This window comes from Caloranaerobacter azorensis DSM 13643, assembly GCF_900129995.1.
Taxonomy (GTDB): Bacteria; Bacillota; Clostridia; order Tissierellales; family Thermohalobacteraceae; genus Caloranaerobacter; species Caloranaerobacter azorensis.
This window is the reverse complement of the sequence record NZ_FQXO01000017.1, coordinates 1-21,348: the sequence shown is the minus strand read 5'-3', so window position 1 is coordinate 21,348 and position 21,348 is coordinate 1. Positions and strand designations below refer to the sequence as shown.

18 protein-coding genes are annotated in these 21,348 nt (G+C 27.9%); 11 read left to right on the top strand and 7 right to left on the bottom strand.

The annotated features are described in order from the left end of the window. Nucleotides 1–27: 27 nt before the first annotated feature. From BUB51_RS04130 to glgP, 3 genes are all read right to left on the bottom strand, one after another. The gene (locus BUB51_RS04130; RefSeq protein ID WP_073195739.1) at nucleotides 28–654 is read right to left on the bottom strand and encodes a histidine phosphatase family protein; all 627 of its coding nucleotides are present in this window, start codon (nucleotides 652–654) and stop codon (nucleotides 28–30) included. Between the two features lie 33 nt (nucleotides 655–687). Beyond that, entirely contained in the window at nucleotides 688–1,536 is an 849-nt protein-coding gene (locus BUB51_RS04125; protein ID WP_073195737.1) for a diguanylate cyclase domain-containing protein, read from the bottom strand. Between the two features lie 144 nt (nucleotides 1,537–1,680). After that, entirely contained in the window at nucleotides 1,681–3,297 is a 1,617-nt protein-coding gene (gene glgP / locus BUB51_RS04120) for an alpha-glucan family phosphorylase (protein ID WP_035163226.1), read from the bottom strand. Nucleotides 3,298–3,590: 293 nt separating this feature from the next. On the opposite strand from glgP, the gene BUB51_RS04115 reads away from it, so the two are divergent. After that, a complete protein-coding gene (locus BUB51_RS04115) occupies nucleotides 3,591–5,330 on the top strand; it encodes a methyl-accepting chemotaxis protein (protein ID WP_073195736.1) in 1,740 nt (579 codons plus the stop codon). Nucleotides 5,331–5,370: 40 nt separating this feature from the next. Here BUB51_RS04115 and BUB51_RS04110 read toward each other — a convergent pair whose 3' ends face one another. Continuing rightward, nucleotides 5,371–7,677: a glycoside hydrolase family 65 protein gene (locus BUB51_RS04110; RefSeq protein WP_073195734.1), complete on the bottom strand. Its 2,307-nt coding sequence runs from the start codon at nucleotides 7,675–7,677 to the stop codon at nucleotides 5,371–5,373. A 373-nt stretch (nucleotides 7,678–8,050) separates the two neighbouring features. Here BUB51_RS04110 and BUB51_RS04105 point away from each other — a divergent pair, with 373 nt between their 5' ends. The 5 genes from BUB51_RS04105 (at nucleotide 8,051) to BUB51_RS04090 (ending at nucleotide 13,874) form a co-directional block, all read left to right on the top strand. Next, nucleotides 8,051–9,397, top strand: a complete 1,347-nt coding sequence (locus BUB51_RS04105; protein ID WP_083599507.1) for a helix-turn-helix domain-containing protein — start codon at nucleotides 8,051–8,053, stop codon at nucleotides 9,395–9,397. Nucleotides 9,398–9,432: 35 nt separating this feature from the next. Continuing rightward, nucleotides 9,433–9,570 (top strand): hypothetical protein, encoded by a 138-nt coding sequence (locus BUB51_RS12980; protein ID WP_156099391.1) that lies wholly within the window; start codon nucleotides 9,433–9,435, stop codon nucleotides 9,568–9,570. Nucleotides 9,571–9,715: 145 nt separating this feature from the next. After that, nucleotides 9,716–10,738, top strand: coding sequence for a lysylphosphatidylglycerol synthase transmembrane domain-containing protein (locus tag BUB51_RS04100; protein WP_073195730.1), 1,023 nt, complete (start codon nucleotides 9,716–9,718; stop codon nucleotides 10,736–10,738). A 288-nt stretch (nucleotides 10,739–11,026) separates the two neighbouring features. Then, on the top strand, nucleotides 11,027–13,138 hold the full coding sequence (locus BUB51_RS04095) for a ribonucleoside triphosphate reductase (protein ID WP_073195728.1): 2,112 nt from the start codon (nucleotides 11,027–11,029) through the stop codon (nucleotides 13,136–13,138). Between the two features lie 49 nt (nucleotides 13,139–13,187). Then, nucleotides 13,188–13,874, top strand: a complete 687-nt coding sequence (locus BUB51_RS04090) for an anaerobic ribonucleoside-triphosphate reductase activating protein (RefSeq protein WP_073195725.1) — start codon at nucleotides 13,188–13,190, stop codon at nucleotides 13,872–13,874. Nucleotides 13,875–13,903: 29 nt separating this feature from the next. Here BUB51_RS04090 and BUB51_RS04085 read toward each other — a convergent pair whose 3' ends face one another. Continuing rightward, a complete protein-coding gene (locus BUB51_RS04085) occupies nucleotides 13,904–15,874 on the bottom strand; it encodes a methyl-accepting chemotaxis protein (RefSeq protein WP_159430374.1) in 1,971 nt (656 codons plus the stop codon). Nucleotides 15,875–16,042: 168 nt separating this feature from the next. Here BUB51_RS04085 and BUB51_RS04080 point away from each other — a divergent pair, with 168 nt between their 5' ends. Continuing rightward, nucleotides 16,043–17,413: an aldehyde dehydrogenase gene (locus tag BUB51_RS04080; protein ID WP_073195722.1), complete on the top strand. Its 1,371-nt coding sequence runs from the start codon at nucleotides 16,043–16,045 to the stop codon at nucleotides 17,411–17,413. An 85-nt stretch (nucleotides 17,414–17,498) separates the two neighbouring features. On the opposite strand, the gene BUB51_RS04075 is transcribed toward BUB51_RS04080, so the two are convergent. Next, nucleotides 17,499–17,759, bottom strand: a complete 261-nt coding sequence (locus BUB51_RS04075; protein ID WP_073195720.1) for a hypothetical protein — start codon at nucleotides 17,757–17,759, stop codon at nucleotides 17,499–17,501. A 325-nt stretch (nucleotides 17,760–18,084) separates the two neighbouring features. Between BUB51_RS04075 and BUB51_RS04070 the strand changes: the two genes are divergently transcribed. The 4 genes from BUB51_RS04070 (at nucleotide 18,085) to BUB51_RS04060 (ending at nucleotide 20,681) form a co-directional block, all read left to right on the top strand. Next, a complete protein-coding gene (locus tag BUB51_RS04070) occupies nucleotides 18,085–19,119 on the top strand; it encodes a sensor histidine kinase (RefSeq protein WP_073195718.1) in 1,035 nt (344 codons plus the stop codon). Nucleotides 19,120–19,186: 67 nt separating this feature from the next. Continuing rightward, nucleotides 19,187–19,714, top strand: coding sequence for a TlpA family protein disulfide reductase (locus BUB51_RS04065; RefSeq protein WP_073195716.1), 528 nt, complete (start codon nucleotides 19,187–19,189; stop codon nucleotides 19,712–19,714). A gap of 9 nt (nucleotides 19,715–19,723) precedes the next feature. Beyond that, a complete protein-coding gene (locus tag BUB51_RS13565) occupies nucleotides 19,724–19,858 on the top strand; it encodes a CD1871A family CXXC motif-containing protein (protein WP_278294067.1) in 135 nt (44 codons plus the stop codon). After that, nucleotides 19,851–20,681, top strand: coding sequence for a 4Fe-4S binding protein (locus BUB51_RS04060; RefSeq protein WP_423230304.1), 831 nt, complete (start codon nucleotides 19,851–19,853; stop codon nucleotides 20,679–20,681). Before BUB51_RS13565 ends, BUB51_RS04060 begins: the two co-directional genes overlap by 8 nt. Nucleotides 20,682–21,039: 358 nt before the next feature. Here the strand turns inward: BUB51_RS04060 and BUB51_RS04055 are convergent. Further along, nucleotides 21,040–21,348 (bottom strand): hypothetical protein (locus tag BUB51_RS04055; RefSeq protein ID WP_278294065.1); only part of this gene is annotated, 309 nt, incomplete at its 5' end.

The window sequence follows — 21,348 nt, the reverse complement described above, 5'->3', positions numbered from 1 at the left end:
GGAAACAAAAGAACCGTCTTTTTGTATCTATCCTATTATATCAAGTTTTTCTAAATGAGAAATATCGGCTTCTAAAACAATTTGTATTTCATTATCTTTTATTTCAAGTATGGTTAAGCATGTCCCATGAATAAAGGGAGGATTCCAAAAGTTTTCTAAAGAATAATTTTTAATTATTGCGTAGATAGCTTTAATAACTACAGCATGAGTTACGATCAAAATATTATCACCATAATTATTACAATTAATTATGTCATTTAATACTTTTTGTACTCTATCAAATAATACATCAAAGCTTTCGCCGTCAATAGGTTTATACAAATGTGGTTTATTCCAAAAATTAAAATGTTGAGTAGGGTATGATTCGCTTATTTTTGAATATTCCATCCCTTCCCATGAACCGAAACCCATTTCTTTTAATGATTCAGTTATTATTATTTCCGTATTTTTATCGCCTTTAATATAATTTGCAGTATCAATGGCTCTGCGTAAAGGGCTACAATAAATCTTATCAAATTCAATATGAGCTAAACTTTTTCCTAATTTTTTAGCATCTTCAATACCTTTTATAGTAAGATTAGAATCTTTCCATCCTTGCATTTTACCCAATTTATTCCATTCTGTTTCACCATGTCTTGTTATGTATATTTTCACTTTATTTCCCCCTTGAATTCTTATCAGTACAAACTATATTAGCTTGTACTGATTTCTTCCACTTTTTTTAGCAAGTATCATAGCTTCTTTAACACTTTTAATGACTTCTTCATCATTACAACCAACAGTAAAACTTGAAATGCCTATACTTACTGTAACATTTAGTGTTATTTCATCAAATACAAATTCTTTAGTCATAATATTTATTATTCCAGAAGATATTTTCTCTATAAATTCTTTGGGTTTATCTTTTATAATTACTACAAATTCATCAGCATTTATACGGGTTACATCGACATTTAATTTATGCTTATTTAAAACATTTTTAATCCTTTCAGAAACTTCTATAAGCACCTTATCCCCTATGTTAAAGCCATATTTTTCGTTAATTTGTTGAAAATGATCAATATCAATGTCTAGTATAAAACCGCTATTGATTGAATTAATCTTATTAATTATAATATCTTTGTTCATTTCTTTATTAATCACATCAATTCCTCCATTCAAATTTTGATATGTTAAATTGATTTTAGGGAAAACATTGATATATAGATTTTTACTTCTATATTTTTTTGGTGAAACACCAAATAATTTTTTGAATGCTCTAGAATAAGATTCATAAGTACAATATTGATATTTTAAAGCTATTTCTAAAATATTCATGTTCGATTTTACTAAATCATATGCAGATAGGGACAAACGGCGTTTCCTTATATAATCTTTGACTGTAGTGCCTAGAATATTTGAGAAAATAATATAAAATGTGGATTGAGACATATAGGCTGTTTTAGCGATATCTTCTATTTTGATTTTTTCATATAAATGTTCTTCTATATAATCAATTGCATTTTGAATTCTGTCAATTAGCTGCTTTTCAATCATTTCACACCTCCTCTAGAATACTTTAATATTATTATATAATTAAGTTTATTTTGATGTATGATATTTTTTCTAGATTTAACCTTATATACAATTTATAAAAAAATATCCCACGATATATTCATATCGTGGGAAGTAAAAACATTTTTATTTTTTGATATACATTTTTTCATAATATTCTTCAAGCATTCTCTTAACTGCAAATTTATCCTTTGTGCTAAGGATACTATTTCTCATCATTTCTACCCATTTTTCACGATTATTATAGTAAGTAGGAATAACTTCTTCTAATAGAACTTTATATAGAGCTTTTAAGTCATGAGCATCTTGTTCAGCTACATTTTCGCTTTCAAAGCCATCGCCGAATTGCCATCCGTTTACACCATGCTCACAAGCTTCAGGCCACCATCCATCTAAAATACTTAGATTTAATACACCATTCATTGCAGCTTTCATACCAGAAGTACCACTAGCTTCTTTTGGTCTTCTTGGGTTATTTAGCCAAATATCAGAACCTCTAGTTAACATTTTACCTATAGTCATATCATAATTTTCTAAGAATACAACAGAGTTAGGATATTTTTTTGTCATTTTAACAATGTTTTCTACTATTTTCTTTCCTGTATCATCTAGTGGATGTGCTTTTCCTGAGAAAACTATTTGTATTTTTCCTTCTTCTAAAAGTGGAGAAATTACGTTTTCATCAGTAAATATAAAGTTACTACGCTTATAAGGAGCTGCACGTCTTGAGAAACCTATAAGTAATTTATCTGCATCAAGTTTAACTCCATTTCTTTCTTCTATGAATTCGATTAATTTTCTTTTGTTGTCCATATGAGTTTCCCAAAGATCTCCACCATTTTCTGCTGCATCAATCATTCTCTCATCTACCCAAGTTGGAAGATGGATTGCATTTGTTATACCTATAATCTCTGATCTGTCGTCTATGTGAGCCCACATTTTGTTTGCAGTTTGACAGTGAAGCTGTGCTACTGCATTTGAAATACGTGAAAGTCTTAAAGCAGCTACTGTCATATTAAAAGGAGCTCCGCCAATTCTAACCATCTGTTCTAATGTTAGACCATTGTTAGCACCCATATACATTAATCTGTCTAAATAATGAGATTCATTTCCTTGAATTATTGGAGTATGTGTAGTAAATACTATTTCTTCTCTTGAAGCCTTTAATGCATCTTCAAAAGACATACCTTTTTCCATTTTTTCTCTTATAAGTTCAAGTCCTGCAAAAACTGCATGACCTTCATTGAAATGATAAACGTCAACATCAATACCTAATGCTCTTAAAGCTCTAACTCCACCAATTCCTAATACCATTTCTTGAGCTATTCTTTCTTCACCAAACCAACCATAAAGCTGTCCTGTTATCCAAGAATCTTCATTTTCAGGAAGGTCAGTGTCTAGTAAGTAAAGAGGTACATTTCCGAAATTTTCTACCTTCCAAACCTTGCATACAACATCTCTTTGACGAATTTTAACAGTTACCTTTACACCTGTATCTTCCATAAAATCATATTCGTAGTTATGATATGTATCATATGGACGACCATCTTCTCCAATCATTTGATCAGTATATCCTTGTTTCCATTTGATACCTATACCGACCATAGGGAATCCATGATCTTTAGCTCCTTTTAAATAATCTCCTGCTAATATACCTAATCCTCCTGCATAAGTCCTTAAAGAAGTATCTAAACCGTATTCCATACAAAAGTAAGCTACTTTAGGTAGTTGTTTTGTATTCAATATAATCAAGCCTCCTTTATTTTCTATTTGATAAAAGTGACATTTATAATTATATATTAAATACACTATGAATGCAACCGTTTGCATAATATAAATTTATATTATATAATAAATATAGTGGATTATTTAATATTTAGAGGGTTAGAACAAAATCTTCGATTTAAATAAGTCAAAGAAGATTTTGCATTAATCCGTTTTAAGTATAATTTCCGTATGGATATAGGTAAATTTTATCTATCTCAATCTATTTAAATTAAAGATTTTATTTGCAGATTATGGAAGGAGGAAATGAATTGAAAAAACATTTAAAAAGTTTTTTTGGGAAATGGAATTTAATGGACAAATTCAAAAACCTTAAAATTGTACATAGTATAATATTTATATTGATTTTTAAAATATTGTTTTTAGGAATAATAGGTGGTGTGGGATATTATGCTTTTAAACAAATTTATTATAATACAGATATAATTTATACAAATAGACTTCTTCCAATAATAAAAATAGGTGAGTTGAAGAATAACGTATATATGCTTAAATATAATATTTCAAAAGGAATGGATAGTAGATTTTATTATGAGTATGATAAAAAAGTGAAAGAAATTAATAAAAAAATAGATGAGCTATTAAAGGAATATGAAAATTTTAAAATAGATAAAAATGAAGTTATGTACATAAATAAGTTTAAAAATGATTATAAGAAATATATTGATATGTGGGGAGAGATAAAGAAGACTTTATCAAATCAAGGTGATATTAAAGATGATCAAAGAACTAGATTAAATAAATTAGAAAAGGACATTGAGAATTATCTTGATGGATTGATAAAATACAATAAGTTAGTAGCTGAAAAGTTAAAAAAGGACAGTTATAAAATTTACGTTAAAAATCTAAAATTGTATTTTATTATCGTAATTGCAGCAATAATTTTATTATTGTCGTTTATGTTGATTATAATAAGGGTTATAAAGAGTTCATTAAAGGATATGATATATGTTTTAACGAAGATATCGCAAGGAGATTTTACTGGAAATATAGATACAGATAAAAAGAATGAGTTTGGAATAATGAATAAAGCATTAAGTAAAACTATAAAAGACATATCAGAAATGATACAATTAGTAAAGTCAAGTTCTCAACAGATTTCTGATTATTCTAATAATCTATCTAAAATATCTGAAAAGGTGAGCGTATCATATGATGAGGTTTTACGTGCCATACAGGAAATCTCTCAAGGTTCGGTTTCGCAAGCTAATGATTTAGATAAAGTAAGTAGAGCATTAAATAAATTTGGAGAAGAATTAGAAGTTATGATTAAAAATATACAAGATGTGAGTAAAAATACGCAGAAAACTGCTGATATGGCTAATGAAAGTGATAAAAATCTAGGATTATTAATCAATTCCATATATAAGATTAGTAATTCTTTTGGTGATGTTAGTGAAAAAATTACTCTATTAAGTGAAAGAATTGGTAAAATAAATGAAATAACAAAAATGATAAATGAAGTTGCAGAACAAACGAATTTATTGGCTTTAAATGCAGCTATTGAAGCCGCAAGAGTAGGCGAATCTGGAAAAGGTTTTACAGTCGTAGCAGATGAGATTAGAAAATTATCGGAGGCAACTAAAGAAGCATCTAGAGATATAAATGAATTAATTGAAGATATTTTAGTAGATACTGATATTGTTGCAGAGGCTACTGATAATGTAAATAAAGATTTAGCAGTACAGGTTAATTCTATCGAAACTGCTATAAGTTCATTTAAAGAAATTATAAAAGTTATAACTGTTATATTACCAATTATTGAAAATATAAATAATTCAGTATTATATATAAAACAAGAGAAAGATAATATTATAACTGATGTAAAAGAAGTTTTACAAATAGCTGAAGAAAATTCAGCTTCATCACAACAAATATCAGCTTCATCTGAAGAAGTTAATATAGCAGCAAAAGAGTTAGCTTCAACATCTCAGACATTGAATCAGATGATAAATAAGTTGAATGAACAGATTAATAAATTTAAACTTTAAGAAAAAATAGGGCTTACAATCAATATTGTAAGCCCTATTTCTATCTGTTTGTTTCTAAAGTTATTTTACCATTAGCTTCTATAGTATATTCTTTATCATATATTTTTAAAGTAAGTTCGTTACCTTCTTCTTGCTCAATTGTTATTATTTCTTTATCTACAGTTATTTTAAGCAGATGTCCTCTGAAGATTATTTTAAAAGAATATTTATTCCATGCTTTTGGAATAAAAGGTGAGAAACTTAACATACCGTCTTTAATTTTCATTCCAGCAAATCCATGAACTATTGCTAGCCAACTTCCAGACATACTTGTTATATGAAGACCGTCATCAGTATCTTTGTTGTAGTTATCTAGGTCTAATCTTGCTGTTCTTAAATATAATTCGTATGCTTTTTCTTCATATCCAATTTCACTAGCTATAATCGAATATATACATGGTGATAAAGATGACTCATGAACAGTTTTTGGCTCATAGAAGTCAAAATTTCTCTTTTTAGTTTCTAAATCAAATCTGTCGCTTAAGAAATATAATCCTTGTATTACATCTGCTTGTTTAATGAAACAAGAACGTAAAATTCTATCCCATGACCAGTGTTTATTTATTGGTAATTCTTCTTTTGGAATATCGCTAACATTGAGAAGTTCTTTATCCATGTAGCCGTCTTGCTGTTCAAATATTCCTAATGATTCTACATATGGATAATACATTTTATTTACTATATCTTTCCATTTTTCTATTTCTTCATCTTGTAATTTGAGCTTATTTTTTAATTCTTCAAATCTAGCAGGGTGCTCATTTTTTATATATTCCATAACTTCTAGAGTGTATTCTAAATTCCATGCAGCCATTGTGTTTGTATACCAGTTATTATTTACGTTATTTTCGTATTCATTAGGGCCTGTAACACCTAAAATCATATATTTATCTTTTCTAGGGTTATAATTAACTCTATCAGCCCAGAATCTACTTGTTTCAACCAATACTTCAAATCCATAATCTAAAAGATATTGTTTGTCATCGGTATATCTTACATAGTTAAATATTGCATATGATATGGCTGCATTTCTGTGAATTTCTTCAAAAGTTATTTCCCATTCATTATGGCATTCTTCTCCATTCATAGTAACCATAGGATAAAGAGCACCATTTAAGCCTAATTTTCTAGCATTTTCTTTTGCTTTTTCTAAATGATTATATCTGTATATAAGTAGATTTCTAGCTATATTTTGGTCGCTAGTACTTAGATAGAATGGAAAACAGAAAGCTTCTGTGTCCCAATAAGTACTACCGCCATATTTTTCACCAGTAAATCCTTTAGGTCCGATATTAAGTCTTGGGTCATGACCAGTATAAGTCTGATTTAGTTGGAAAATATTAAATCTAATTCCCTGTTGAGCTTTAACATCACCTTCGATTACAACATCGCTTTCTTTCCAAATACGTTCCCAAGCAGAAATATGTTCATTTAATAGAACATCAAATCCTTTTGAATACGCATTATTAACCTTTTTAATTGCTTCTGATTCAATATTTTCAGTGTCGTAATCTCGGTTTGTTGTAACTGAAATGTATTTATATAATGTATAAGTTTTTCCTTTAGAAGCTGTAAAAGATACTTTATTTCCAACATATTTTTCTTTGTCTATAAGTTCAATTTCTTTGGTAATATCATTACCGTTTTCTTTTATATCATATTTCATTGCACAAGTTACATGAAAATCTAATTTTTTTGTTTTCATAGTTAATAAGCCTTGTTCATTATCAACAGCTCTATTAACTTCTAGCCAAAATTTTTCATTGTAATTAGAATCTTCATTTGAAACATCACCATCAAGATATGGTATCAAAGAGATATCAGCATCATGATTTAATGGAGTAATACTGTAAGAAATAGCTGCTATTTCTAATTCTGACATACTTAAAAATCTTTTCACTTCGATTTTAGTTTCTCTGTTTTCAGAGTCTACTATAGTAAAGCTTCTTAAAAGGTATCCGTTTTTCATATCAAGTATACGACTGAAATCTTTAACCTTAATTTTAGCTAAATCAATATTTACTCCATTTATCAATACTTTTATACCTATAAAATTTGTAGCATTTAGCACTTTAGCAAAGTATTCTGGATATCCGTTTTTCCACCAACCTACTTTAGTTTTATCTGGATAATATACTCCTGCAATGTATGTTCCTTGCAGAGTATCACCTGAATAGTCTTCTTCAAAATTTCCTCTAATACCCATATGACCATTTCCAAGACTCATTACACTTTCATATATTCTGTTTTCTTCTGGATGCAATCCTTCTTCTATAATGTTCCATTCATCAATTTTAAAATACTGTTTCATTATTTCACCTACCTTTAAGAATTATAAAACATAGATGCAAACGGTTGCATTACAAACAAAAAAATAAAAATCACCCGATTTAAATTATATCAGATATGAGGGAAAATTTTAAGATTTAATTATAAAAAAATTGATTTAATTTAATCGGCATGTATTTTAGACTATAATAATTATTAACATAATATATATTTATGTTTATTAAATGTTTCTAATGGGTATTTTTAGAATAAAGATAAAATTTTATAAAAATTTTAGAAATTACGAAATACAGTAAATAAGTTAATAATGAGGCAAAAAAACTATTTACAATTTGAAATATAAATGATAAACTAATAAAAAAGTTAGTTAATTACAAATTAGGGTAAATTTTTAAATGAGAGTCTTTACTAATGACTATGAGGTGACTGATAAAGTGTATATTTTAGAAGATACGATTTTACCCACTAATGAAAAAATTAGAGCAATAAGGAAATTTTTAAAGATTAATCAGAAAGAGTTGGCAGGAGATAATATAGATAGAAGTTTAATTAGTTATATAGAAAATGGTAAGGTTAAATTAAGTAATGAAACTGCTAAAATCTTGGCTAGTAATTTAAGCAGGATATTAAAGGAAAAGAATTTAAATTATCAGGTTGATGCAGATTATCTTTTAGCTGATGAAAAGAAGCAGGCCTCTTATAGGTTAAATACTATTATAGAGATTTTAAAAAATATGATGAAAGATTCAACAGATGAGTTTTTGACAAAATTTTATATGGCAGAAGAGCTACTAAGAAAGTGGGATATCCCTTCAAAAAAGGCAGCTATCTATGATTTAGCTGGAGATTATTTCTTTAATAAGCTGAATTATTACAGAAGTGAATTTTATTATATGATGGCATTAGGTAATTATTTTAGGTTGAATGATTACAGAAATTTGGTTAAAGTTTGCACAAAGATAGTACGGTGTTTGATAAAAAGAGGAGAGTATGAAGAAGCTATTAGCCTAAATGACTATGCTATGTCTATTATTGAAGATTTTAAAATATTAGACAGCGATTTTAAGGAGCGTATTTTATTTAATAATTCGCTGGCTTTATTTAAGATGGAATTATATGAGGAGAGTTTAAATTGTTTGGACAAGCTTATATTAGAATTTGATATTTCAGAAGAGTCTAAACATATGGATATTCTACTGCTAAAGGCGAATATTTATAATTTAATTGGGAAATTAGAAGAGAGCCTTGAAATATATAAACAATTATTGGAATTAGCTAAACAGAGTAGTAATTTAGAAAGAATGGCTATAGCTTATAATAATATAGGCGCAATATATCATAGATTGAATAATATTGAGCAATCGATTAAATTTTTAAAGAAAAGTTTAAGAATAAGAAGAAATATAAAAAGTGAACGTTTAGTATTTACTATTAAATCTATTATCAATATATTATTTGATACTGGTGAATATAATAAATCAAAAATATATTTATTTGAATTATTATCTATTGCAAAAAAGGAAGAAGATATATCATTATTAATAGAAACTTATTGTAGATTGATGGATGTTTTTCTTGTGGATTTGGTAGATATAGAGGATGAAAAATTTATAGATGAGATGATTAAGTTTGTAAGGGAAAACCGGGAAGCAGAGGGGATAGGGGAATTAATTGCAAAATTATGTAAATATTTTGTAAATAAAGATATTTATAAGATAAGAGATTTATTTGATAGAGGTTAATATTATGGTATTAAATAAAAAGAGGAGGTGCAATATTGAAAATAAAAAAATTATTGATTATACTTACAATTATTTCTACGTTAACTATCGGAATCGGAGCTAGTATAGGCTATTGTATAGAGTTGGAAGATCCAGAGCCATGGTCCACAGAACCGGGAACTCTCCAGAATTAATTCTGGAGAGTTTAACAGTTTAGCCTATTATTTAAAATGATTACAAAAAAAAGTTGTATATATTGTTAGAAAGTAATAAAATATATATAAATGATTTAAAACAGATTTGACAGTAAAATGAAAACAAAAAAGTTAGGGGAAGTTTATGAAAAGGCAAATTTTGAACTATATTTTTGTAGTGGTTTTAATAGTAATTACAATGTCTTTAATATTAGGAGAGAATAGGATAGCAGAAATACCTTTACTATTGTTGAGAATAAATAAAACATATCTTTTGATAGGTATGTTATGTATGGCTTTATATTGGATAATTGATGGTTCAATAATATATTATTTAACTAAAATGATCAATTCGAAGTCAAGTCTATTAAAATCGATAAAGTTTACTATGATTGGACAGTATTATAATAATATTACACCATTTTCAAGCGGCGGACAGCCAGCACAGATTTATGTAATGGCTAATGAGTCCATTCCTATTGGAATATCGACATCAATTTTATTAGTCAAGTTTATTATATTCCAAATTGTAGTAACGCTATTTTCAGTATTTATGTTTATTATTAAATTTGGTTTTATTTATAGAAATTTAAAAATGATACTGCCTTTTTTTGCGATAGGCATTATCATAAGACTTTCTGGAACTATAGTTTTGATAACTCTGTTTTTTAATCAAAATATTACTAAAAAATTAATAAATATTATTTTATGTTTATTACATAGAGTTAAAATTATAAAGAATTTAGAAAAAGTTGTACTTACGTTTGAGAAACATTTAGATGAATATATGGTAGGTATTGATAAAATTAAGGAGAATGGAAAGATTTCATTAAAGATATCATTTCTTACACTCATTCAAATAACTGTATATTTTAGTATAACTTATTTTATATATTTATCTATGGGATTTAATAAGGCTTCTCTTTTGGATATTATATCGATACAGTCGCTATTAGATGTTACGGTTTCATATATGCCTACTCCCGGTAGAGTAGGAGCTTCTGAAGGCGGATTTTATTTATTTTTTAAAGGATTTTTTAGTGCAGGAATGCTGCCTTATGCTATATTTTTATGGAGAATGATAACCTATTATTTAAATTTAGTAATAAGTGGATTAGTTACTTTAGTAGATTATTTAAATAGAAAAAGAACAAAATTTTCAACTTAAATAAATTATAATAGGGCTTTTTCAAATCAGGATTGATGGATATAAACCTTTAAGCAGTAATTCTGCTTAGAGGTTTATTTATTTTTGAAAAAATAATGAGGTAAATAAGAAAAGATAATAATATGATAAAAAATAAAGAAATGCATAGTTCTATCTTACTAACTTTATTTATTTATAAAATCTAGGTAAAAAATTGATTGAAAAAAAATAATTATTATTTTAAAATTGTATATATACTATATATATGGTATTAATTAATATACACCACAATATAAAGGGGTTGATTGTTTGGTAGCTCGAGTTCAGAAGCGAAATGGAAACATTGTTGATTTTGATATTCAAAAAATTGAAAATGCAATTTTTGCTGCAGCAAAAGCTGTAGGGGGAGATGACAGGAAAGAGGCAAGAAGATTAGCAGAAATAACGGCTAATATATTAGAAGAAGCTTTTGGTGTTGGAATTCCTACTGTTGAAGACATACAAGATATTGTTGAGAAAGTACTTATAGAAGAAGGGCATGCTAAAACAGCTAAAGCTTACATATTATATAGGAAAAAGCATGAAGAATTGAGAGATGTTAAGAATCTTTTTATGGACGCTGAAAAGATGATTGAAGAGTATGTGTCTTTAGAAGATTGGAGAATTAATGAAAATGCAAATATGGGATTTAGTTTGCAGGGATTAAATAATCATATTGTTGAATCTATAACTAAAAAATATTGGCTTAATAAAATTTATAGAAAAGAATTAAGAGATGCTCATATCAACGGAGATTTACATATACACGATTTAGGATTGTTAGCTCCATACTGCTGCGGTTGGGATCTTGAAGCGCTTTTAATTCATGGTTTTAAAGGTGCATCTGGTAAAATTGAATCTAAACCTGCAAAGCATTTCCAATCATTTTTAGGGCAGATTGTGAACTGGCTGTATACTTTGCAAGGGGAAGCTGCTGGAGCACAAGCTATAAGTTCACTTGATACTTATGTTGCACCATTTATTTACTATGACGGATTAGATTATGATCAAGTAAAGAAAATAGTACAGAGCTTTGTTTTTAATTTGAATATACCAACTAGAGTAGGTTTTCAGACGCCGTTTACTAACATAACTTTAGATATTACTCCGCATCCTATGCTTAAAAATATGCCTGTCATAATTGGCGGTAAGCGTATGGAAAAAACTTATGGAGAGTTCCAAAAAGAAATGGATATGTTTAATAAGGCACTCTGTGAAGTTATGATGGAAGGAGACGGGGCTGGAAGGAGTTTCAGTTTCCCAATACCTACAATAAATATAACGAAGGATTTTCCATGGGATTCCGAGGTTGTTAATCTAATTATGGAGATGACTAGAAAATTTGGAACTCCTTATTTTGCTAATTTTATAAATAGTGATATGTCGCCTGAAGATGTTAGAAGTATGTGCTGTAGACTTAGATTAGATAATCGTGAATTGAGAAGAAGAGGAGGAGGTCTATTTGGAGCTAATCCTCTGACAGGTTCTATAAATGTGGTAACCTTAAACATGGCTAGAATAGGATATTTATCAAAGAACAAAGAGGAGTTCAAACGAAGAGTTAGAGAGCTTATGGAACTAGCCAAAGAAATATGTGAGACAAAGAGAAAAGTATTAGAAGGTTATATGGAAGCCGGATTATATCCGTATTCTAAATTCTATTTACAGAGTATTAAAGATGCAGAAGGAGAGTATTTCAAAAACCACTTTAGTACAATAGGTCTTAATGGAATGAATGAAGCATGTATAAACTTATTAGGTAAAGATATAACGACTGAAGAGGGAAATGAATTTGCAATTGAAATAATGGAATTTATGAATAAAGTTATTCAGATTTTCCAAGAAGAAACAGGAAGTTTATGGAATTTAGAGGCTTCACCTGCTGAAAGTGCATCATATAGATTTGCGAGAATGGATAAAAAGCTTTATCCAAAGATATTTACTCAAGGAGACGAAGAACCATATTATACAAATTCGACTCAACTTCCAGTAGGACATACAAAAGATATTTTTGAAGCGATTAGTTTACAAGATAAATTACAGAGTCTATATACAGGAGGAACAGTTTTCCACGGTTTTATAGGGGAAGCAATTGAGAGTGTTGAAGTAGTTAAGACTTTAATAAAGAAAGTATTTGAAAACAGTAAGATACCTTATTTTACAATAACACCGACATATAGTATCTGTCCTGAACATGGTTATATAAGTGGAGAACATTTTAATTGTCCAGAATGCGGAAGAGAAGCTGAAGTATGGACTAGAGTTGTCGGTTTTCATCGCCCAGTTCAATCATGGAATAAGGGTAAAAAAGAGGAGTTTAAAGATAGGTTAGAATTTGATGCAAAGTATAGTATATTAAATAATGTTTCAAAAGAAGAATAAAGATTAATTGCAGTCGGTGAAGTATAAATTTTTTGATGAGGGTGTTATTATGAATTTTAAAGGATTACAAAAATCTTCTTTTATCGATTATCCCGATAAAATATGTACTGTATTATTTACAGGGGGATGTAATTTCAGATGTCCGTTTTGTCATAATTCTTTGCTTGTTAAAAATGAAGGAGAAATTATTTTAGAAAGAGATGTATTAGAATTTTTGGAAAGCAGAAAAACGATGATAGAGGCCGTATGTATATCTGGCGGAGAGCCTACTTTACAAAAAGAGTTAGTAAGTTTTATAAAAAAGGTAAAGGATATAGGATATCTTGTAAAATTAGATACGAATGGAACTAATCCTGATGTAATTAAAAGGCTTTTAGATTTAAGACTGGTAGATTATATAGCGATGGATATAAAGGCTCCTTTTTCTAAATATAGTAGTGTGGTCGGTGTAATGGTAGATATCAATTCTATACAAGAGAGTATTAGATTGATTAAAAATAGTGATATAGATTATGAATTTAGGACTACTGTATGTAAGGAATTGTTGAGTCAGAATGATATTTTAGAGCTTTCAAAAGAGATTAGTGGTGCTAAAAGATATATCATACAAAATTTCAAAGATAGAGAAACGGTATTAGCTGGGCAGGGTAGATTTACACCTTATTTGCGGGAAGAATTATTAGAAATTGAAAAAGAGATAAAAGATTTATTTGGTGAAATAAAAATAAGATTTTAAAAAAAGAATGGCAGATTTGCCATTCTTTTTTAAAACTTAAATTTTCTTACTTCTTTTTCAAGATTAATTGAAAGTTCTGCTAATTCTTGTGCTGCAACGGATATTTGCTGAATAGAAGATGATTGTTCTTGAGTTGAAGCAGCTACTTCTTCGGCACTTGCAGCAGATTCTTCGGAAACTGCTGATATGCTCTGAATTTCATCAACCATGTTGTCAGTTTCACTTTTAACTTTTTCAATAGCTTCAGCAATATCATTAGTTTGATGTAATACTTTATTTATAGAATCGGAGATTTTATAAAATGCATCAGTTGTATTTTGACTAAGACTTTCTTGTTCTTTGAAGATTTCTAATGTATCTCTTGTAATTAATACAACATCTTTAATATCGTTAACCATATCTATTAGTATATTGTTTATTTGTTCAACAGATTCTTGAGACTGCTCTGCTAGTTTTCTTATTTCATCTGCAACGACACTAAATCCACGACCAGCTTCACCTGCTCTAGCTGCCTCTATTGAAGCGTTTAAAGCTAATAAATTTGTTTGTTCTGCAATAGAGCTTATAAGATTTGTTATTTGATTGATTTCTTCAGATTTTTTATTTAGATTTTCTATCGAATTAGAAACATTTTTAATTGCTTCGGCACTTTGTTTAAGTTTGTTATTTTGATTATTAATTATTTCAATTCCACGATCAGCTAATAATTTTGATTCATTTGATATTCTAGCAGATTCTATTGATTTATTAGAGATAGTTTCAATAGATTTTACTATTTCATTAACTGAATTAGAAGTATTTTCAATGCTAGCAGCTTGTGCACTATTACCAGAAGCGAGTTCGTCAATTGCTACAGATATTTGTTCTGATATTTCACTCACTTGAGATGAAGACTCCGAAAGATTTAATGCTGCTTTATTAACTTTTTCAGAAGCTATATTGATATTATTTAATAAGTTTTTGAGATTATTATTCATTTTTTCAAAAGCAGAAGCTAGTTTACCTATTTCATCTTTATTCTTTATATTTATTTTTTGTGTTAAATCCCCTTCGGATAGCCCATTAGCAAAAAAGACTAATTTTGATATTGGTTTCGTTATACTTAATGAAAATATGTATCCAATTGCTGATGCGACTAAAATGATTATGATTGTTATCATAGCTGTGGATAATCTAACCTTATTAAGTGCAGAGAAAGCTTCTTTGTATGATTGTTGGACTATTACACCTCCATTGAGAATAGATACAGGTCTATATGAAGCGTAATATTTTGTTCCATTGATTTCATATATTGTAGTTCCGATTTTCTTTTTAAGAACCTCTTTTACAGGCTCTATATTAGAATAAGACACTCTTTCTTGAATTACATTTTTATCTGGATGAGCAAGCACTTTACCTTCAGAATCTACAACAAAAGCGAACCCTGTTTTACCAATAGCTATTTCTTTTCTGAAATTTTCGATAGTACTTAAATCTACAAAAGCACCTAATATACCAATCATTTTGTTACCGCTATCAAAAATAGGAGTTACGATTGCTAAAGATGGTTTACCAGTAGTTTTTGAAATCAATATATCACTTATTACTGTTCTCTTTTTTTCTTTTACATCTTTTATGTACTGACGTTTAGATAAATCTGAATAAAAAGTTTTACCGTCCGACCTTGCTATTTGATAACCTTTTAAATTGGTTACAAAAAGTAGAGAAAAGTCTGGCTGTTTAGTTTTAATAGATTTTAATATTTTAGTTTGTGAATCTTTGTCTAAAGAAGTAATACCATCAAGATTAGAGATTGATTCTAATAATTTGATTTTTTCATTTAAAAATGTTTCGATTTGATTTGACAATATTTTAGCTAGATTACTACTAGTATCTTTTAATTCATTTAAAATAGCTTCTTTTTGATTAGAATAAGAAATTAATCCAGATACTGTTGAAGATAAAAATACAAGTGTGGTAATTATAAGAATAAGTTTTGTTTTTAATTTTATATTTTTCAATGTTAATCCTCCTAACATACTAAGCTAATATTAGTATAACACATAGTTTAAGATATTCGACAAAATATAAGTAAATCCTTCAAATAGCTCAAAAAAGATTAATTTACTTTTTTATGGATAATATGTATAATAATATAATAAAGTCTTTATTTTTAAGGGGAGTTTAGTATGAATGAAATAAAAGAATTAATTGACAGGCAGAGAAAATATTTTGAAAGAGGTATTACGTTAGATATAAATTTTAGAATTAATATGTTAAAAGTATTAAAAAGTGCAATAATAGAAAATGAAAAATTGATTTTAAGGGCTTTAAAGGAAGATTTAAACAAATCTGATTTTGAGGGATATGAAACTGAAATAGGAATTGTATTAGATGAAATAGGATATATTATAAAGAATCTAAGATACTGGACTAAGCCTAAAAGAGTAAAAACTCCAATAACTCAATTTATATCAAAAAGTTATATTTATTCGGAACCTTATGGTGTAACTTTAATTATTGCTCCCTGGAACTATCCATTTCAATTAGTTATGGCTCCGCTTATAGGTTCTATTTCTGCTGGAAACTGTTCTATTATAAAACCTTCTGAATATTCTCCTAATACTTCTAAAATAATTTCTAAAATTATTTCCGACAACTTTGAAGAAGAATTTATAGCTGTAATTGAAGGTGGAATTGAGGTAAATAAGGCTCTTCTTGAAGAAAAATTTGATTATATCTTTTTTACAGGTAGCGTTAATGTAGGCAAAATTGTGATGGAAGCTGCTTCAAAGCATTTAACGCCTATTACACTTGAATTAGGTGGGAAAAGTCCATGTATAGTAGATGAAGATGCAGATGTTGAATTAGCTGCAAAGAGAATTGTATGGGGGAAATTTTTAAATGCTGGGCAGACTTGTGTAGCTCCTGATTATTTATATCTTCATAAAAACATAAAAGACGATTTTATAAAAAATGCTATCAAGTTTATAAAAGAGTTTTTTGGGGAAAATCCTTTGAAAAGTGAGGATTACCCAAGAATTGTTAATATAAAGCATTTCAATAGATTAAAGAATCTATTGAAAGATGGAGATGTGTTATATGGTGGAGATTTTAATGAAGAAAAATTATATATTGCACCAACAATAATAGATAATATAACCTGGGAAGATTCTATAATGCAGGAGGAAATATTTGGACCGATATTACCTATATTAATGTTTGAAAAATTAGATGAAGTGATAAAAATTGTTAATATTCGTCCCAAACCTTTAGCTCTATATTATTTTTCAAATAATAAAGAAAAACAAGAACGTGTAATAAGAGAAATTTCTTTTGGTGGAGGCTGTATAAACGATACTATAGTGCATCTTGCTACACCATATCTTCCTTTTGGCGGTGTTGGAAATAGTGGCATGGGCAATTATCATGGGAAAGCGAGTTTTGATACTTTTTCACATAAAAAAAGTGTGTTAAAAAAATCTAATTTGATAGATATATCTCTTAGGTATCCACCATATAAAAATAAGATTAATTTATTGAAGAAAATATTGAAGTAATTTTGGTTTAATATGAGCGTCATTTTCATAAAATATTCTGCTTTGTAAACAAACTATGGCTTAGCATAAGCGCTAAGCCATATTATTATCTTTTGTATTCAAATAAATGAACAGTAGGGATTTCGTAGTTAAAGTTGAACAGCTCTGGATAATTCATATAAAAATCACCATTTATAGTTGAAGAAGTATGAGTATAAGGCATTGTATTTTTCCCATTAGCATTATTAGTATATCCTTCTGGTGTTATATCAGTATATAATGTTCCCATTTGTTTTTTTATTTCAGCTATATTTTTTAATTCGATAGGTTCGGGAGATTGTAAATTATTATTTTTTGCTTTTTTCATATTTTGCACCTCTACTTTTAATTAATAAGGTCAGGATTATTCCTGACCTTTATTCATATTTATTTTTTGCATATGTATGAAAAAATATATTAGAAATTTATGGGGATTAAGAATATAGTTTTTTATAGTAATTAATGAAATAACAAATAAGACAATATGTAATATTTAAAATATTATTATTTTCATAGAATGTTTGTTATGATACGTTACAAAAATGTAAGGTTAAAATAGGATTTTGTTAGATGAATAAATGGTTAAAAATTTTGAGTTTGTGTAAAATACAGCTAGAATATAAAATAAGATAAAGTATATGTAGGTGAGTATGATGGATTTTAAAAAATATATATTGGATAAAAAATATCTAATTTTGTTCTATATTATTTTAATGTTATTCATATCGTTAGTAATATATTTAGATATAACAGTAAAGGTGAGTATAGGTAATATATTGTATATAAATTTCGTTTCATTTGTTTTATTTTTGCTTTATTTAATAGGAGAGTATTTATTATATAAAAGGTATTACGAAGATATAAATTATATTATAAAAAATCAAAGAGAAGATATAATTAATAGTTTACCTAATCCTAATACTTATATACATAGTTTATATAATGAACTTTTAATAAGTATATATAATCAACAGAACAAGAAGATAGAGAAATTATATGAGGAAAAAAGAGAAAACCTAGAATTTATTACTTCATGGGTACATGAAATTAAAACTCCTATTGCAGTGAGTAGATTAATTATAGAAAATAGTATGACAAAGTCTAAAGAAGAGATATTAGACAGTTTGGAAGAGGAGATTGATAAAATAGAAAAATATGTAGAGCAGGCGTTATATTATTCAAGGATAGATGATTTTTCAAAGGATTATTTGATAAGTGAAATAGATATAGAAAGAGTCGTGAAAGAGGTTATTAAAAAACATGCTAAAACTTTTATAAATAAAAAAATTAAAATCAATATCGAAAATATAAATATGAATGTAAACACTGATAAGAAATGGCTAATATTTATTATTAATCAAATTATAGATAATTCATTAAAATATACGGACAAAGGAGGGTGTATAAAGATTTATGTTGAGAAAGATGAAAGAGAAAAGAGACTTATAATTGAGGATAATGGTATAGGAATAAGGAAAGAAGATATACAGAGAGTATTTGATAGAGGATTTACTGGCTATAATGGAAGAGAATATTACAAATCTACAGGGATGGGACTTTATTTATCTAAAAGATTGGCGATGAAATTGGGACATGATATAACTATAGAATCTAAATTCGGAGAATATACCAAAGTTATAATTCATTTTCCTAAACTTATAGATTATTTTAATGTGGCAAAATTGTAAAAGATAGTATACATATTAGTTTGATTTAAACTTTTGACATTACGTTATTTTTTGAAAGGGTGAGAAGATGAAAAAAATAGTTAGTTTCATATTAATACTTGTATTAGGAGTAAATATTGTAGGATGTAGTACAAAAAAAGAACAGGCTTCTTTAGAGGATTTGAAAGTTATGCCCCAGTTTGAACTTAAAAGTGTAAATGGTGATAAAGTTAATAATGAAATATTTAAAGATAAAAAACTTACAATGTTAAATGTTTGGTCTACAGGTTGTGGTGCATGTATAGAAGAGCTGCCAGATTTGCAGGCATTGCATACTGAAATGAAAAATAAAGGAGTAAATATTATAGGAATTGTTGCTGATGGTATTAATAATGAGATTTATGCATTAGATATTTTAAGAAAATCTGGTGTAACGTTTGTAAATATTATTCCAAATGAAAAATTTGTGAACGATTTTGTAGGTAGAATAACGGTAGTTCCTGTATCTATATTTGTTAACAGTAAAGGTGAAATTGTTGGAGAAATAGTAATTGGTTCAAGAAGTAAAGAGGGTTATAAAAAGATAATAGAAGAAATCTTAAAAAATGTGCAGTAGGTGAATAATATGAGAAATAAAATAAGAGGAATTATGTTTATTTTAGGGGGTATCTTTATAGGGTTAGGCGTATATAGAGGAGAGGTAGAAAGGGTACTTATGAAAGCAATAAATATATGTTTGGAGTGTGTAGGGATTGGGTAGGATAAAGAGAAAATTAGTTCAAATAATGGCTAGTATAGGGACAAATGGTTATTTTAAAGGTTTTTATAATGGAAGTATTTACAATGGAGATTTGAAGAGAATATGTGTTCCCGGACTTAATTGTTATTCATGTCCGGGAGCATTAGGTTTTTGCCCTATTGGTTCATTACAATTGATTATATCTGATGTAAAGTATAAATTTTCGTTTTATGTAGTAGGCTTTCTTACATTGATAGGAGTTTTATTAGGAAGGTTTGTATGTGGTTGGTTGTGTCCTTTTGGATTAATAGAAGAGTTACTTTATAAAATACCTTCTCCTAAATTAAAAGTAAGCAAAAAATTTCAGAAACTAAAGTATTTAAAATATTTTATATTAGTCATATTTGTAATTTTAATGCCTATGTTTTGGGTTAATGATATGGGAATTGGTTTCCCGACATTTTGCAAATATATATGTCCTGTCGGAACTCTTGAAGGTGGTATACCTCTTGTTATTTTAAATAAATCATTGAGATCGATCGTAGGTTTTATATTTGCATGGAAGGTAGCATTGTTAATCATAGTCATTATATTATCTATAATTATATTCAGGCCGTTTTGCAGATTTATATGTCCATTAGGTGCAATATATTCGCTATTTAATCCTATTAGTGTATATAGATTAGATATAGATTCAAGTAAATGTACAGAGTGTGGAAATTGCGCAAAAAAATGTAAATTAGATATTGAGGTTTATAAAAATCCAAATAGTTTAGAATGTATAAGATGTGGGGAATGCATCGATAATTGTTCAAATAATGCAATAAAGCAAGATATTTTATGAAAATGGCGCTCATGCGGACGAATTTAGAAAAAACTAAAGGTTCAAATTTTTAGAAAATCCTAACGCACCTAATCAAGACCTCCTGTCTTGTAGGATGCTGATTTGACATCCTGTCAAATCTACGGATTTTCTAAAAATTTTCACCTAGTTTTTTAGCTAAATTCTTTCAAGCATTCGCTTTCATTTTCATAAAATACTTAAGAGAATAAGTTTGTCAACAGTTTACGGATCTCTTTTGAGATCCTTTTTTCTTTTAAAGTTACAAAAGTGTAAGATTAGGATAATACTTTGTTAGGTAGATAAATGGTTTAGAATAATTAATTTGTGTAAAATTAATAACACCAGTTTACAAGATTAATTAAGCCACAAAGTCATTGTATATAAAGTTTTTAACGCATTTGGAAACTACAGAATAAATTTTTCTATTTTCGAGCGAAGATACGAAACTATCAAAAATTAATTCTTTTATTACTCTTTCTGAAATCATTCGTTTTATAACTTGTGGGCTTTCAAATTTGTAATCAGAAAATCTATTACTGATAAAGGGTAATACTGAAACAAAAGTAAAACTTATAGCTATTAAGTTTATAAATCTTTCTATAGCTTCTTTATTCCTTACCATATATTTACCAAATGACCAGAAAAATTTTTGCTGATAAAATATTAC

Bases quoted from the DNA above. Each gene is read 5' to 3' on its own strand.
- BUB51_RS04110 (WP_073195734.1), bottom strand. From the start codon at position 7,677: ATGAAACAGTATTTTAAAATTGATGAATGGAACATTATAGAAGAAGGA.
- BUB51_RS04100 (WP_073195730.1), top strand. From the start codon at position 9,716: ATGAAAAGGCAAATTTTGAACTATATTTTTGTAGTGGTTTTAATAGTA.
- BUB51_RS04080 (WP_073195722.1), top strand. From the start codon at position 16,043: ATGAATGAAATAAAAGAATTAATTGACAGGCAGAGAAAATATTTTGAA.
- BUB51_RS04065 (WP_073195716.1), top strand. From the start codon at position 19,187: ATGAAAAAAATAGTTAGTTTCATATTAATACTTGTATTAGGAGTAAAT.
- BUB51_RS04070 (WP_073195718.1), top strand. From the start codon at position 18,085: ATGGATTTTAAAAAATATATATTGGATAAAAAATATCTAATTTTGTTC.
- BUB51_RS04125 (WP_073195737.1), bottom strand. From the start codon at position 1,536: ATGATTGAAAAGCAGCTAATTGACAGAATTCAAAATGCAATTGATTAT.
- BUB51_RS04075 (WP_073195720.1), bottom strand. From the start codon at position 17,759: ATGAAAAAAGCAAAAAATAATAATTTACAATCTCCCGAACCTATCGAA.
- BUB51_RS04105 (WP_083599507.1), top strand. From the start codon at position 8,051: ATGAGAGTCTTTACTAATGACTATGAGGTGACTGATAAAGTGTATATT.
- BUB51_RS04090 (WP_073195725.1), top strand. From the start codon at position 13,188: ATGAATTTTAAAGGATTACAAAAATCTTCTTTTATCGATTATCCCGAT.
- BUB51_RS13565 (WP_278294067.1), top strand. From the start codon at position 19,724: ATGAGAAATAAAATAAGAGGAATTATGTTTATTTTAGGGGGTATCTTT.